A 13,082-nucleotide genomic window follows, 5' to 3' on the forward strand; every position below is an offset into this window, starting at 1 on the left:
GACTGTCATGAACGTACGACGACACCACATATCCGGGGTTGCCCTCGCGGCCGTGACCGCGCTCGGTCTCGGCTCGCTCTCCGCCTGCTCCTCGGACAGCGCGGCCGCGGGCAACACGGACAAGTTCGACGTGGTCGCGTCGTTCTACCCGATGGCCTTCCTCGCCGAGCAGATAGGCGGCGACCATGTGAAGGTCAGCAGCCTGACCAAGCCCGGCCAGGAGCCGCACGACCTGGAGGTCAGCGCCCAGCAGCGCGCGCAGATCGAGGAGTCCGACGCCGCCCTCTACCTCAAGAGCCTGCAGCCGGCCGTGGACGAGGCCGTCGCGCAATCCGGCGTCAAGACCAAGATCGACGCCGCCGCGCTCACGACGCTGGAGGACCACGGCAACCTCGAGGACAGCCACGAGCACGAGGGCGAGGAAGCGCACGCCGAGGAGGGCACCTCCGAAGAGGAGGAGCACGCCCGCGACCCGCACATCTGGCTCGACCCGGTGAAGTACGCCGAGGTCGCCAAGGGCGTCGGCGCGGCCTTCGAGAAGGCGGACCCGGACCACGCGGCCGACTACAAGAAGAACACGGCCGCGCTGGTCAAGAAGCTCGACGCGCTCAACACCCAGTTCGCGGACGGCCTGAAGAACACCAAGTCCAAGGTGTTCTTCACCAACCACGCCGCCTTCGGCTACCTCGCCGAGCGCTACGGCCTGACCCAGGAGGCCATCTCCGGACTCGACCCGGAGAGCGAGCCCAGCCCGGCCCGGATCAAGGAGCTCCAGCAGGAGGCCAAGGCCGACGGCGTCACCACCGTCTTCTACGAGACACTGGTGTCCGACAAGACCGCCAGGACCCTCGCCGACGACGCGGGCCTGAAGACGGACGTCCTCGACCCGCTCGAGGGCATCACCGACAAGTCCAAGGGCGACGACTACTTCGCGGTGATGGAAGCCAACCTCACGGCCCTGAAGACGGCCCTGGGAGCCAAGTGATCAACGTACGGAGGACGGCATGACCGAGCCCGTCATATCGCTGCGCGGCGTACACGCCGAGCTGGGCTCGCGCCCCGTCCTGCGCGGAATCGACCTCACCGTGCACCGCGGTGAGGTCGTCGCGCTGCTCGGCGCCAACGGCTCCGGCAAGTCGACCGCCGTGCGCGGCATCATCGGCCAGGTACCGGTCGCCGCCGGCGAGATCGAGCTGTTCGGCACCGCGCGGGCACGGTTCCGCGACTGGGCGCGGGTGGGGTACGTCCCGCAGCGCACGACCGCCGCGGGCGGCGTCCCGGCCACGATCACCGAGGTCGTCTCCTCGGGCCGCCTGTCCCGCACCCGCTTCGGCGTCCTGCGCAAGGCCGACCACGCGGCCGTACGTCGCGCCCTGGAGCTGGTCGGGATGGCCGACCGCGCCAAGGACTCGGTGAACGCCCTCTCCGGCGGCCAGCACCAGCGCGTACTGATCGCCCGCGCCCTGGCCTCCGAACCCGAACTGCTGATCATGGACGAGCCGATGGCGGGCGTCGACCTGGCCAGCCAGGAGGTTCTGGCCCGCACGCTCAGGGAGCAGGTCGCGGCCGGTACGACGGTCCTCCTCGTCCTGCACGAACTCGGCCCCCTGGAGCCGTTGATCGACCGGGCGGTCGTCCTGCGCGACGGCTGTGTCCTGCACGACGGCCCGCCCCCGAAGGCGGTCGGCCAGCACGCGCTGCCCGGCCACGACCACGTCCACCCGCACGCGGCTCACGACGCCGAACCGATCCGGACGGGACTGCTGAGCTGATGGAGATCCTGAACTACGCCTTCATGCAGCGGGCCCTGCTCGCCGCCGTCCTGGTCGGCATCACGGCCCCCGCGATCGGCATCTACCTGGTCCAGCGCCGTCAGGCCCTGATGGGCGACGGAATCGGCCATGTCGCGATGACCGGCGTAGGCCTCGGCTTCCTCCTCTCCTGGTCCCCGGTGTGGATGGCGACGCTCGTGTCGGTCCTCGGCGCGGTCATGATGGAGCTGATCCGCTGGTACGGCAAGACGCGCGGCGACATCGCCCTCGCGATGCTCTTCTACGGCGGTATGGCCGGCGGCGTGATGTTCATCAACCTCGCGCCGACGGGCTCGAACGCGAACCTCACGTCGTACCTCTTCGGCTCACTGTCGACGGTGTCGGAATCGGACGTTACGGCGATCTGTCTGCTCGCGGCCTTCGTGGTGCTGGTCACGCTCGGCCTGCGCCGCCAGCTGTTCGCGGTGAGCCAGGACGAGGAGTTCGCGAGGGTCACCGGCCTTCCGGTACGCGCCCTGAACCTGCTGACGGCGATCACGGCGGCCGTGACGGTGACGGTCGCGATGCGCGTCGTCGGCCTGCTGCTGGTCAGCGCGCTGATGGTGGTGCCGGTCGCGGCGGCCCAGCAGTTGAGCCGCAGCTTCGCGGCGACGTTCGCGATCGCCGTCGCCATCGGCGTCACGGTGACGATCGGCGGCACCGTGACCTCGTACTACCAGGACGTGCCGCCCGGTGCGACGATCGTGCTGCTGACCATCGGCGCGTTCATCGCGCTGACGGCCCTGGCGACCCCGCTGGCCCGCCGCCGGGCCCGCGCCCTGGCCGCGGCTCACCCCTCCGGCGACCCCGCGGAGTGCGCGATTCCGGCCAGCAGGGGGACCGACGGCAAGGTCGGCGTCTGACCGCTGACAGTCCGGGCTGGCACAATGGCCCGGCAAGGCGCAGACGTGAGGAGGAACCGGTGACGACCGCAGGACCGCCCGTGAAGGGCCGAGCCACCCGGCAGCGTGCAGCCGTGGCGGCGGCCCTTGACGAGGTCGACGAGTTCCGCAGTGCGCAGGAACTCCACGACATGCTCAAGCACAAGGGCGACTCGGTCGGGCTCACCACGGTCTACCGCACCCTGCAGTCCCTGGCCGACGCGGGCGAGGTCGACGTCCTGCGCACCTCCGACGGCGAGTCGGTGTACCGCCGCTGCTCCACCGGCGAACACCACCACCACCTGGTCTGCCGCGTCTGCGGCAAGGCCGTCGAGGTCGAGGGCCCGGCGGTGGAGAAGTGGGCGGACGCCATCGCAGCCGAGCACGGCTACGTCAACGTCGCGCACACGGTGGAGATCTTCGGCACGTGTGCGGAGTGCTCCGCGGGCTGAATCAGCCCCTCCGGCGTTTGAGGAGCGGGGGTCCAGGGGGCGGAGCCCCCTGGGAACGGGGTCGAAGGGGCGGAGCCCCTTCAGGATGGGACGGGTAGGGGCGGCGGGGGCGTCAATCCTGCTTGCCCTCCATCGCCAACAGCTCCTCGTTGGGGATCGCCCCACCGAACCGCCGGTCGCGCGAGGCGAACTCCAGGCACGCCCGCCACAGGTCACGTCGGTCGAAATCCGGCCACAGCACGTCCTGGAAGACCATCTCGGCGTAAGCGCTCTGCCACAGAAGGTAGTTGGACGTGCGCTGCTCACCGCTCGGCCGCAGGAACAGATCCACGTCCGGCATGTCCGGGTAGTACATGTACTTCGCGAAGGTCTTCTCATTCACCTTCGACGGATCCAGCCGCCCGGCCTTCACATCCTCCGCGAGGGCCTGCGCGGCATCCGCGATCTCGGCCCGCCCGCCGTAGTTCATGCAGAAGTACAGCGTCAGCCTGTCGTTGCCCTTGGTCTGCTCCTGGGCGACCTGGAGCTCCTTGGCGACCGACTTCCACAGCTTGGGCATCCGGCCGACCCACCGCACCCGGATCCCCAGCTCGTCCAGCTGGTCACGGGTCTTACGGATGAAGTCCCGGTTGAAGTTCATCAGGAAGCGCACCTCGTCCGGCGACCGCTTCCAGTTCTCGGTGGAGAAGGCGTACAGGGAGATCGCCCCCACGCCCATCTCGACCGCGCCCTGCAGAACGTCCAGCACCCGCTCGGCACCGACCTTGTGCCCCTCGGTACGCGGCAGCCCGCGCTCCTTCGCCCAGCGGCCGTTCCCGTCCATGACGATCGCCACATGGTTGGGGACGAGCTCGCCGGGGAGCTTCGGCGGGCGGGCACCGGACGGATGCGGCTCCGGCGTCTTGTACTCGCGGCGCCGACGCCCCAGGAACCCACTCACGGCCATGTGCTTCTCGTCTCCCTTGCTTCTACTTCTCGACGTAGCGAAGTGAGCGCAGCCCGCGCTCCAGGTGCCAGTGCAGATAGGCGGACACCAGCCCGCTGCCCTCCCGGACGTACCGCGCCTCGCAGGCGTCCGCGGTCTCCCAGTCTCCCGTAAGCAGCGCGGCCAGCAGCTCCAGGGTCTGCGGCGACGGTACGACGCTACCGGCCACCCGGCAGTCGACACAGACCGAGCCTCCGGAGGCCACCGAGAAGAAGCGGTTCGGTCCCGGCATCCCGCACTTGGCACAGTCGCTGAAGGAGGGGGCGTAGCCGTTGACGGCGAGCGACCGCAGCAGGAAGGCGTCGAGAACGAGGTGCGGCGCGTGCTCGCCGCGGGACAGCGTCCGCAGCGCGCCCACCAGCAGCAGGTACTGCTGCACGGCCGGCTCGCCCTCATGGTCGGTGAACCGCTCGGCGGTCTCCAGCATGGCCGTCCCGGCGGTGTACCGCGCGTAGTCGCTGACGATCCCGCCGCCGTACGGCGCGATGGTCTCGCTCTGCGTGCACAGCGGCAGCCCGCGCCCGATCAGCTCACTCCCCCGCGCGAAGAACTGCACGTCGACATGGGAGAACGGTTCGAGCCGCGCCCCGAACTTCGACTTGGTCCGCCGCACCCCCCGGGCCACGGCCCGCACCCGCCCGTGCCCACGAGTGAGCAGCGTGATGATCCGGTCCGCCTCGCCGAGCTTCTGGGTCCGCAGGACGACGCCGTCATCCCGGAAGAGACTCATCGCGCACCCCCGTGTCCCCCGGGGCAGCACAGCATGAGACGGTCCGCCTCACCCGGCTTCCGGGTGCGCAGCACGATGCCGTCGTCGCGGAACAGACTCATGGGGTCATTCTCTCGTACGGCAAGAGTCAGCGGGCGCGGTCGGGGTGGCTGATGGCGTCCCAGGGGGCGAGGTTCCAAGGGCTGGAACGATTCTCCGGGTCCAGCAGGGAGCGAAGGTGCGCGTCGGCCGCCGCCTGCGGTGCCGCGAAACCGGCGTCCTGCGTGCCCCGCAGCCCGTCCCGCCACACCTTCCGCCCGAGCAGATAGTGAGCGGCGTACTCCCGCCAGGAGCAGTACGTCCCCGCCACCGCCGGCACGATGTTCTTCAGCGCGGTCCAGGCCTCGGACTCGCCGATCAGCCCGCAGGCGAAGCCACGGCGGGCGATGTCGACGTACAGGGCGGCGTCCCAGGCGAGCGGCGAGACACCGGTGAGCCGGTACGCCCGGGCCCGGTAGCCGCTGCGGGACAGGTCGTCGAGCCGGTCGGCCAGCTGTTCACGCGAGGTGATCTCCCACTGTTCTGCCAGCCAGCGCCGGGCGCTGTCGTCGTCGATCCGCGTGAACGGGTACAGCGTGGTGCACGAGGCGCCACGGTCCCGGCTCACCGGCGCGCTCAGCGACACCATCCACAGCTGGTGCGAGGTGAGCGGCACGGGGTAGCGGCGGGACGCCTTCGCGCCTCGTCTCCTCCATCTCCACAAAGCCATGCCGCCGCACCTTACGTGCCCGCCGTTACGTCAAGGAACCTCACCCCGACTGCGTGCGTTCGCGTACGCCGTCGCCGCGCGCAGCCGCTCGGCGGGGCTGGCCGTGCGTACGGACGCCGGCTCGGCGTCCCACTCCTTGCCGCCTCCGTACGGTCTGAGTTGGACGTACGGCCCCTCGTGACCCATGACGACGCCGATTCTCCCCGAACGAGTGTCGACGACGTACGACCCGATGGGCGGCTTCATCGCAACACCGCCGCGAGGCGCTGCGCGGTCTCGACGGAACACCGGCCCAATTCGACGAGCGGGCAAGGGGCTTCACGCGCAAGACTCGCCGGATCGATCCGGAGTGTCGGAAGCGTAATTCCTGCCTTCTCCAGCGCCGCCCGCAATTCCTTCACTGCTTCCTCCGCTTCTTCGACGCAGTGCGCCGAGTGTCGTGCCGTCACGTGCACTCCCCTCCTATTTGGGTTTCACTCATTTCATCTCCATCCTGACCTGCGGCGCCTACACTCGGCAGGAGTCTGTGCTCTACAAGTGCGGGGAAGTGCAAGGGGGTTGGCCATGGCCAATGCTTCACGTCAGGCGGCGTGGGAGTTCTTCGGGTCCGAGCTGAAGCGACATCGGGAGAACGCCGGGATCACTCAGGTGGAGTTGGGTTCCCGGGTGTTTGTCTCCGGCGGATACATCGGGCAGTTCGAACAGGCAATTCGAAAGCCGCAATTGGACGTCGCCCAGCGGATTGACGAGGCGCTACAAACCGACGGTATTTTCGAGCGGATGTGGCGACGGCTGATCAATGACCAGCGGTACGCCGATTACTTCGCCAAGGCGGCGGAGCTGGAGCGGCTCGCGACGAAGATCTGCGAGTTCGCGCCCGCGCTGGTGCCGGGCCTGTTGCAGACAGCCGAGTACGCGCGGGCCGTGACCCTGGCGATGAACGTGTTCGCGGCGGACGAGTACATCGAGGACAAGGTGTCCGGCCGACTGGAGCGCCAGCACATCCTCAAGGACGCTACACGGCCCGTGTATTGGGTGGTCTTGCATGAGAACGTGCTGCGCATCCCGGTGGGTGGCCCGGCAGTCATGGCGGAGCAGCTTGAGCGCTTGGCGACGATGGCACGGGAGCGGACCCTGCTGGTGCAAGTGCTGCCGTATGCAGCAGGCGCGTATGCCGTGATGACCGGCGACCTGAAGCTCATGGAGTTCGAGGACGCCCCGCCAACCGCCTATACAGAAGCGGTGTATTCGGGGAACCTCCTCGACGATCCGGCTGTGGTGAAGCGCGCGTACGCGGCATACGATCTGCTCAGGGCCGCCGCGCTGTCGCCAGAGGCGTCCCTGGCCCTGATCGAGTCGGCGGCGGAGGAGTTCAGACGATGCGCGAGTACGACCTGAGCAACGCTAGCTGGCGCAAGAGCTCCTACAGCGACGGCAACGGCGGCAACTGCGTCGAGGTAGCCGACGGAGTCCCCGGCGCAGTCCCCGTCCGGGACACCAAACTCGCCGCCGACAGCCCCGTACTCCTCATCCCCGCCCACGCCTGGAGCGGCTTCCTCACGTCCCTGAAGTGACCATCGGCAGCGAAGGGCACAGACGATGCGCGACTACGACCTGACCAACGCCCGCTGGCGCAAGAGCACCTACAGCGACGGCAACGGCGGCGACTGCGTCGAGGTAGCCGACGGCATCCCCGGCACCGTCCCCGTCCGAGACACCAAACTCGCCGCCGACAGCCCCGTACTCCTCATCCCCGCCCACACCTGGAGCGGCTTCCTCACGTCCCTGAAGGCGTGACCGTCAGCTGGGCCTGGCGCTCCGACTCCTCCCACAGTTCGGAGAACTGGCTGACGCGGTCCTCGATGTGATCCGGCTCCGCCCTCAGCCAGGTTCCGTCCGGGTTGGACTGGAGGTCCGGCTTGGTCTCGTAGCACATCTCGCCGTCGAAGATGATGAAGTCGTTCACCTTGGGGGTGGACTCCATCAGTGACCGCACGGCGATGCGCGCCTCGATGCCCCGTCGGCGCTGGTCCTCGCACAGCGCTCTGAGTTCCGGCGTGACCTCCTCAGGGACCCGTACGACGAACAGGCGCCGGATCTCCACGCCCCGCCTCCTGATCGCCTTCTCCTGCGCGGCGAGGTACCGCTCGGCGGGCCCGCTGGTCCAGAACTCCCGGTCCACCGAGGTGCTGGTGGCGTCGAGGGTCATCTTGACGCAGTCGGTGATGTCGATCAGCCACTCGTGGTTCTCGCCGGGGCAGTCCGCGCTGCCGCTGCCGAGGCCTTCCATCATCTTGGCGAGGCGGCCGAGTTCCTTCTCGGCGAAGGCCTGCACGATGTCGCCGCCCTGCTCACGGACCTTGGTGTAGCCGAGGACCAGCCGGGTCACCTCGTCGGAGCGGAGCACCGAACCGTCCACCTGGCTGAACAGCGTCGTCGCGGCGAGAATCTCGTTGAAGCGGGTGTCGACCTTCTCGAACCGCTCCCCGAAGTCGATCAGGTACTGCACGATCAGCGCCGCGCTGCCGATGACGATGGACGCCACCCACTGCCAGATGTTGCCGTCGTCCTGGTCCAGGATGCTGGTCAGCAGGAAGGCCCCGCCCGCCGCCGATGCGGTGATCAGGATCCGCCAGAACATCTTGGGCATGCGCGGCTCCGGGCGCGGCGGGTGACCGTTGCTGCCTGTTCCTAAGGGTGCTCCGTTCATTTCTCATCCCCCGTCTGTACGCGGTTCGGTTTCCGCCCCTCAGCGCGTGCTCAGCGCCTGGTGCGGCGTCGCTACGGCCTGGAGGGCCAGCCGGTCTCTGATGCGCCGGCAGAGGTTCTCCCACTGGCGGGAGAACCCCGGTTTCTCTTCCAGTACGTCCCACAGGTGACCCAGCGCGGGGTCCACGTGTGCGCGCGGCATCCACAGGTGCAGTAGGTGCACCACGACCGGTTGGAGCGCCTCGATGACCGAGGGCCCGTCCGCCGCGCCGATCCGGTTGTTGTCAAGCATGAGCTGAACAGTCGTCAAAAGCCAGTCGTGCAGGGCGAGATCCTCGCAGAGGTCGGCCGCGGCGGCGGCCGGGACGTCCTCCGGGAGCCGCAACTCCATGGTGCGCAGCCCGCCCTCGGCCACGGTGAAGTTCGTCAGGGACGCGCGCTCGCCTGCGGGCTGCCGTCGCGCCACCCAACGCAGGTGCGTGGGCCGGGACTTGAAGGGCACCCGGCGGTCGAGCAGCGCGTGGCGGCGGAGCTGGGCCAGCAGGCCTTCGGCGATCGTCCCGAGGTCGAGCTCGCCGCGTCCGGAGCCGCGCAACACGCCCTCGGCGGTGGCCTGTTGGGGCAGTTTTCCGAACGGTTCGACCAGGCCGGGCCGTACGAGGTACTGCCCCCAGGGGCGCCGGATGTCAGGGCCGGCCGCCGGGACGCTGAAGTACGCGGTCGACTGCAACAGCCGGCCCTCGGTCAGCGCCGCCCGGGCGACGACCGTACCGACGGCCCGGACCTTGCTGCCGTTGGAGGTGGGCAGCCGGCAGTCCACCCCGGTCAGCACCTCCGGGGAGAGGGCGTACATGGTGGGCCGCAGGGAGACCCGGACGGGTTCGTCGGCGCGCAGCCGGAGCAGCTGGGCGGCGGCCCGGCCGTCCAGCGCCTGGAAGGACGGCAGCAGACAGGTACGCACCTCACCGCAGGCGAGGACGGAACGCGCCGACTGTCCCCGGGCCGCCGTCATCTCAGGTCCCCTCAGCCTCGGAGGAGTCGCCGGGCTCCTCGTAGAAGACGTAGGTGGCGCGCTGTGCGACGGCGGCCGGTACCGCCATCCCCTCGCCGCCGGACCGGTCGGCGACCTGTTTCAGCGCCCCGGCGTCGACGTCTATCTGGTCCAGGATGAGCCGCACGGCGTCCTCGACGGCGAGGAACCGGTTCGGCATGAGCGTGCAGGTGCGGTAGGCACTGAAGGCCGCTGTCGTGTCGGTGAGCTTGATCAGCGGTGGCAGCCGGTCCCAGTCGTGCGGGAACTCCTCGCCCGTCCAGGCCTGCGGCTCCAGCACGGGCTCACCGAGGTGCCGTAACAGCCCCAGCCGGGCCAGTTGCCATACGGCGGCCAGGAAAGGGCAGGACCACAGGCGCTTGCCGTCCTTCTCGGACCACAGCTCCACGTCCATGAAGACGGAGTGGTTGCGGGCCGCGGTCTCCTGGGGCGGCTGCCAGCCCTTGACCTCGCCCAGGGCGCTGCGGGACATCGTGGGCGTGCGCTGGCCGTTGGCGAGCCAGCCGGTCTGACTGACGGGCGGGCGGGAGCCGTAGCTGCCCGGCGGCGGCGACTCGACGAGGCGGTGCATGACCGATTCGGCGAGCTCGATGCGGTCGGCGACCGCGCAGGCCGACTCACGGGCGAGGTAGTCGATGACGAGGCCGGCCTTCTCGGCCTCCTTCAGCACCATCGGGATCAGCTCGGCCGGGGTGGAAAAGCGGGTGAAGTAGTCGTCGATGAGGAAGCAGGTGCTGATGCGCGGGCGCTTGCTGCGGCGGGCGGCGGAGGCGCGCACCGCGTCCACCCAGATCCGCACCTCGGCGAAGTGCTCGCGCAGCCGGTCGGGCCCGGCCTCGAAGTCCTCCATGTAGAGGTGGCCCAGCTCCAGGGAGAGATGGGACAGCGGCACGGACTTGGTGACGGGCTCGGCGGTGGTCTCCCGGAAGACGGTTTCGGTCATGCCTCCTCCCAGGCCTCGTCGTCCGTCAGCCGTGCGGCGAGCCGGCTCAGCGCCGTCCAGGTCTCCTGGTTGGCGATCTTGCTGTCGAGCACGTCCACGTCCGTGATGAGCTGCTCCCGCCACTGCAGGACCGGTTCGAGGGGTACGGAGCCGAGGAGCTGGCTGTAGCCGATACCGGCGGTGGAGGCGAGCTGCTTGAGGTCGCCGTCGGTCTTGCGCATCCACGCCGACTGGGTGGGCGAGACCTGGGACCACAGCGCCGACTCGGGGTCGGGTACGGCGCTCCGTACGAAACGGATGGCACCCCGCAGCGCATCCTCGTCGTGGCCGCGGTCGACGCCGCCGGCGACGATGCCGCGCCTGCCGAAGACCAGGCTCGCGGCGGCCGCCACATGCTGGCGGGTCCAGCGGTGGAAGACCAGCCAGCGGGCGGTGACCTCGCTCATCTCGGGCTGTGCGGTGGCCTCCAGGGCCATGTCGACGGCGTAGGAGCGGCCGGCGCTGAGGTCGACGATGACCAGGTCGAACTCGTAGTACAGCTTCATGAGCAGGTCGACGCACCGGCGCAGGTTGTCGTCGGTGGTGGCGAACTCGCCGCCGCTGACGTCGCCGGGCATCAGCACCAGCCGGCCGCAGCCGGCCGGCGGGTCGCGCAGCACCTGGTGCTCGGTCTTGGCCCAGACGTCGATCCGCTCCGGCTCGCTGACCTCGCCTATCAGATAGGCGTGCAGGCCGCGGTCCTCGGTGTCCTCACGGGCGTCGGCCACGTCGAAGACGGCCACCGCGGTGGGCGAGCCGAAGTCGAAGTCCAGGTAGCAGACGTCGTCCCCGGCCAGCGCCCGGTGGTAGGCGAGGTTGGCACTGGTCACGGAGCGGCCCGTGCCTCCCTTGTCGGAGGCGGCGAAGATCAGCACGGTTCACACTCCCCGGTCCGCGGCTTCGCGGGCACGGGCGAGCGAGTCGAGCTGTCCCAGCACGTCGAGCGTCAACGCGTAGGCCGTACCCGGCTGTTCGTCCACGAGGCTGCGGGCGCGGCGCAACTTGACCTCGATGTTCCTGAGTTCCATTCCGTGCCGGCCGACGTCCGTGGGCGCGGGTTCCATCTGCTCGTTGCCCAGCAGGTGGGCGGACTCGCTGAGCAACGCCCTTGCCAGCTCGGTGAGTTCGAGGCTGCGGATCGGTGGCTGCCGGTACATCTCGTGGGCCTGGACCATCACCTCGGTGACCCGCTCGGTGATGCTCCAGGACACCGGGACGCGCCGCTTGTGGATCTCCGCGTCGGGATAGGCGGCGTGGATGTTGTCCCACAGGCCGACGCCCTCGCCGTCGCGGATGCGGCGCCGCCACATGTGGTCGAAGATGTCCTCGGCGAGTCTGAGCAGTCGGTCGTGCGAGGCGAGGTTGCGCGACAGCGTGCACAGCTGGACGGTCCGCTTCAGCAGCTGTGCCGAGAAGTCGGTCATGGACCACGTCATGGGCGGGCCGATCCGCTCACTGCCCTGCAGGGGCAGGGCGACGCCCACGTTGTGCAGCTGGTGGACCATCGGGTCGTCGACTGTCATCCGGCTGGTGATGCGGCCGCGTTCGGCGAGGCGTTCCATGACGCCGACGGTGCGGGTCAGGTCGTCGTCGGTGGCCCGGCGCCGCATCAGGTCGTGCACGAGGATGGCGGCGACGGAGAGGGAGAAGTACTCGGACTCCAGCCGCTGTCCCGTCGTACGCCAGGGGATGTCCTCCAGGGGCCAGCTGTCGGCGTCGAAGCGGGCGATGCCGGACCAGTACTGCTGGGTGAGCTCCCAGCGCAGCCGCAGCGCCTCGGCGAGCTTTTGCTGCTCGGTGTTGAGCAGGCCCAGGGTGAGCGTGCGGTCGGAGAACAGGTCCTGGATACCGTCGAGCGCGACCACGGTGAAGTACAGATACGGCACCGCGTTGGCGACGCCCGCGGGCTGCGGCCCGATGGGTTCGCTGGTCTCGACCTCGGGGGCGTCCTTGACCATGCTCCACGCCCAGCCGCACTCGAACAGCTGGTTCTCGTCCTTGAGGCCTTCCTGGACGTCGATACCGAGGTAGACGCTCTCGACGAGCGCCGCGCGCAGCGGACGGAAGCGGTTCTGGAACTTGTTCAGCACCTGCCGCTGCGACATCCGTCCCTGGCCGAGGAGTTCGCAGAGGGTACGGCCCTGGGGGGCGTCGGTGTCGAAGACGTTGACGACGAAGGAGCGCAGCAGGCTGACCATGGCGGCGGTGAGCCGGTTGCTGGTGGCCTGGCGCAGCTCGGCGATCGTCTCCTTGATGTCGCTGCGCCGGGTCCTGGTCTCGTAGACCTTGAGGAAGCCGAGCGTGGCGAGGCACAGGGTGATCGACATGGAGAACGAGTCGGTCACGCCGAGTTGGCGCTGCTCCTCGGTGAGCTCCTTGGTCTTGTCCCGGGAGCCGAAGTAGTAACCCCCGGCGAAGGTGGGCCTCTTGTCCTCGCCGGTGTGGGTCCGCATGAACTCGGCCGCGGCCGTGACGATGTTGGCCGGGAGGTCCAGCCGCCCGCCCGCCTTCTTCAGGGCCTGCTGGACGTCGTCCTGTGTGGTGTCAGGGTCGTCCAGCCGGAACGCGGGGATCTCCGTGGCCGGGTACAGCAGGCAGAGCAGCCGCTCGGCGTCGGCGACGCTGCTCACTCCGCCCCATTCGCCCCACTCCCACTCCCCCCCGGCGAAAGAGTGCCGAGCGATCGCCTGCCAGATGTCCAGCAGATGCTGACGTGGCTTGATCTGCATCCCA

The 13,082-nt window shown here is 69.2% G+C and carries 17 protein-coding genes; 7 read left to right on the forward strand and 10 right to left on the reverse strand.

The features are described 5' to 3' along the window. Positions 1–7 precede the first annotated feature (7 nt). Genes ACTMVF_RS18430 through ACTMVF_RS18445 form a run of 4 tightly spaced genes read left to right on the forward strand, consistent with a single transcriptional unit; the run spans position 8 to position 3,144 of the window. A complete protein-coding gene (locus ACTMVF_RS18430) occupies positions 8–985 on the forward strand; it encodes a metal ABC transporter substrate-binding protein (protein WP_441272154.1) in 978 nt (325 codons plus the stop codon). A 19-nt stretch (positions 986–1,004) separates the two neighbouring features. Then, complete coding sequence (locus tag ACTMVF_RS18435) at positions 1,005–1,772, forward strand: metal ABC transporter ATP-binding protein (protein ID WP_441272155.1); 768 nt, start codon at positions 1,005–1,007, stop codon at positions 1,770–1,772. Then, positions 1,772–2,674 (forward strand): metal ABC transporter permease, encoded by a 903-nt coding sequence (locus tag ACTMVF_RS18440; protein WP_441272156.1) that lies wholly within the window; start codon positions 1,772–1,774, stop codon positions 2,672–2,674. The genes ACTMVF_RS18435 and ACTMVF_RS18440 overlap by 1 nt, the downstream gene beginning before the upstream one ends. A 59-nt stretch (positions 2,675–2,733) precedes the next feature. Further along, positions 2,734–3,144 (forward strand): Fur family transcriptional regulator, encoded by a 411-nt coding sequence (locus ACTMVF_RS18445; protein WP_441272157.1) that lies wholly within the window; start codon positions 2,734–2,736, stop codon positions 3,142–3,144. A 112-nt stretch (positions 3,145–3,256) separates the two neighbouring features. Here ACTMVF_RS18445 and ACTMVF_RS18450 read toward each other — a convergent pair whose 3' ends face one another. The 5 genes from ACTMVF_RS18450 to ACTMVF_RS18470 all read right to left on the reverse strand — a co-directional run bounded on the left by ACTMVF_RS18450 (position 3,257) and on the right by ACTMVF_RS18470 (position 6,056). Next, a complete protein-coding gene (locus ACTMVF_RS18450; RefSeq protein WP_441272158.1) occupies positions 3,257–4,090 on the reverse strand; it encodes an isoprenyl transferase in 834 nt (277 codons plus the stop codon). 22 nt (positions 4,091–4,112) lie between these two features. Then, on the reverse strand, positions 4,113–4,859 hold the full coding sequence (gene recO / locus ACTMVF_RS18455; RefSeq protein ID WP_441272159.1) for a DNA repair protein RecO: 747 nt from the start codon (positions 4,857–4,859) through the stop codon (positions 4,113–4,115). 127 nt (positions 4,860–4,986) lie between these two features. Beyond that, positions 4,987–5,607 carry a DUF1266 domain-containing protein gene (locus ACTMVF_RS18460; protein WP_441272160.1) on the reverse strand — a complete coding sequence of 207 codons (621 nt, stop codon included), beginning with the start codon at positions 5,605–5,607 and terminating at the stop codon, positions 4,987–4,989. Positions 5,608–5,637: 30 nt separating this feature from the next. Next, positions 5,638–5,853, reverse strand: coding sequence for a hypothetical protein (locus ACTMVF_RS18465; protein WP_302000863.1), 216 nt, complete (start codon positions 5,851–5,853; stop codon positions 5,638–5,640). Beyond that, positions 5,850–6,056 carry a hypothetical protein gene (locus ACTMVF_RS18470; protein ID WP_441272161.1) on the reverse strand — a complete coding sequence of 69 codons (207 nt, stop codon included), beginning with the start codon at positions 6,054–6,056 and terminating at the stop codon, positions 5,850–5,852. Before ACTMVF_RS18470 ends, ACTMVF_RS18465 begins: the two co-directional genes overlap by 4 nt. Before the next feature lie 115 nt (positions 6,057–6,171). Between ACTMVF_RS18470 and ACTMVF_RS18475 the strand changes: the two genes are divergently transcribed. The 3 genes from ACTMVF_RS18475 to ACTMVF_RS18485 are packed head-to-tail and all read left to right on the forward strand — an operon-like array spanning position 6,172 to position 7,404. Next, positions 6,172–7,005 carry a helix-turn-helix domain-containing protein gene (locus ACTMVF_RS18475; protein WP_441272162.1) on the forward strand — a complete coding sequence of 278 codons (834 nt, stop codon included), beginning with the start codon at positions 6,172–6,174 and terminating at the stop codon, positions 7,003–7,005. Beyond that, a complete protein-coding gene (locus ACTMVF_RS18480; RefSeq protein ID WP_441272163.1) occupies positions 6,987–7,181 on the forward strand; it encodes a DUF397 domain-containing protein in 195 nt (64 codons plus the stop codon). Before ACTMVF_RS18475 ends, ACTMVF_RS18480 begins: the two co-directional genes overlap by 19 nt. A 25-nt stretch (positions 7,182–7,206) precedes the next feature. Beyond that, positions 7,207–7,404, forward strand: a complete 198-nt coding sequence (locus ACTMVF_RS18485) for a DUF397 domain-containing protein (protein ID WP_441272164.1) — start codon at positions 7,207–7,209, stop codon at positions 7,402–7,404. Here the strand turns inward: ACTMVF_RS18485 and ACTMVF_RS18490 are convergent. The 5 genes from ACTMVF_RS18490 to ACTMVF_RS18510 all read right to left on the reverse strand — a co-directional run bounded on the left by ACTMVF_RS18490 (position 7,385) and on the right by ACTMVF_RS18510 (position 13,078). After that, complete coding sequence (locus ACTMVF_RS18490) at positions 7,385–8,257, reverse strand: DUF6879 family protein (RefSeq protein ID WP_441272165.1); 873 nt, start codon at positions 8,255–8,257, stop codon at positions 7,385–7,387. The two genes, ACTMVF_RS18485 and ACTMVF_RS18490, sit on opposite strands and share 20 nt — an antisense overlap. A 99-nt stretch (positions 8,258–8,356) precedes the next feature. After that, on the reverse strand, positions 8,357–9,328 hold the full coding sequence (locus ACTMVF_RS18495) for an SCO2521 family protein (protein ID WP_441272166.1): 972 nt from the start codon (positions 9,326–9,328) through the stop codon (positions 8,357–8,359). A 1-nt stretch (position 9,329) separates the two neighbouring features. Beyond that, positions 9,330–10,310 (reverse strand): SCO2522 family protein, encoded by a 981-nt coding sequence (locus ACTMVF_RS18500; RefSeq protein ID WP_441272167.1) that lies wholly within the window; start codon positions 10,308–10,310, stop codon positions 9,330–9,332. Continuing rightward, the gene (locus tag ACTMVF_RS18505) at positions 10,307–11,224 is read right to left on the reverse strand and encodes an SCO2523 family variant P-loop protein (RefSeq protein WP_441272168.1); all 918 of its coding nucleotides are present in this window, start codon (positions 11,222–11,224) and stop codon (positions 10,307–10,309) included. The genes ACTMVF_RS18500 and ACTMVF_RS18505 overlap by 4 nt, the downstream gene beginning before the upstream one ends. 3 nt (positions 11,225–11,227) lie before the next feature. After that, positions 11,228–13,078, reverse strand: a complete 1,851-nt coding sequence (locus ACTMVF_RS18510) for an SCO2524 family protein (RefSeq protein ID WP_441272169.1) — start codon at positions 13,076–13,078, stop codon at positions 11,228–11,230. Positions 13,079–13,082: the final 4 nt, after the last annotated feature.

Source organism: Streptomyces sp. SD31 (genome assembly GCF_052068475.1).
GTDB lineage: Bacteria > Actinomycetota > Actinomycetes > Streptomycetales > Streptomycetaceae > Streptomyces.

Coding starts and splice junctions, on each gene's coding strand:
- ACTMVF_RS18500 (WP_441272167.1), bottom strand. CDS start 10,310: ATGACCGAAACCGTCTTCCGGGAGACCACCGCCGAGCCCGTCACCAAG.
- ACTMVF_RS18480 (WP_441272163.1), top strand. CDS start 6,987: ATGCGCGAGTACGACCTGAGCAACGCTAGCTGGCGCAAGAGCTCCTAC.
- ACTMVF_RS18475 (WP_441272162.1), top strand. CDS start 6,172: ATGGCCAATGCTTCACGTCAGGCGGCGTGGGAGTTCTTCGGGTCCGAG.
- ACTMVF_RS18465 (WP_302000863.1), bottom strand. CDS start 5,853: ATGAAGCCGCCCATCGGGTCGTACGTCGTCGACACTCGTTCGGGGAGA.
- ACTMVF_RS18430 (WP_441272154.1), top strand. CDS start 8: ATGAACGTACGACGACACCACATATCCGGGGTTGCCCTCGCGGCCGTG.
- ACTMVF_RS18485 (WP_441272164.1), top strand. CDS start 7,207: ATGCGCGACTACGACCTGACCAACGCCCGCTGGCGCAAGAGCACCTAC.
- ACTMVF_RS18450 (WP_441272158.1), bottom strand. CDS start 4,090: ATGGCCGTGAGTGGGTTCCTGGGGCGTCGGCGCCGCGAGTACAAGACG.
- ACTMVF_RS18490 (WP_441272165.1), bottom strand. CDS start 8,257: ATGCCCAAGATGTTCTGGCGGATCCTGATCACCGCATCGGCGGCGGGC.
- recO (WP_441272159.1), bottom strand. CDS start 4,859: ATGAGTCTCTTCCGGGATGACGGCGTCGTCCTGCGGACCCAGAAGCTC.
- ACTMVF_RS18460 (WP_441272160.1), bottom strand. CDS start 5,607: ATGGCTTTGTGGAGATGGAGGAGACGAGGCGCGAAGGCGTCCCGCCGC.
- ACTMVF_RS18435 (WP_441272155.1), top strand. CDS start 1,005: ATGACCGAGCCCGTCATATCGCTGCGCGGCGTACACGCCGAGCTGGGC.
- ACTMVF_RS18510 (WP_441272169.1), bottom strand. CDS start 13,078: ATGCAGATCAAGCCACGTCAGCATCTGCTGGACATCTGGCAGGCGATC.
- ACTMVF_RS18440 (WP_441272156.1), top strand. CDS start 1,772: ATGGAGATCCTGAACTACGCCTTCATGCAGCGGGCCCTGCTCGCCGCC.
- ACTMVF_RS18495 (WP_441272166.1), bottom strand. CDS start 9,328: ATGACGGCGGCCCGGGGACAGTCGGCGCGTTCCGTCCTCGCCTGCGGT.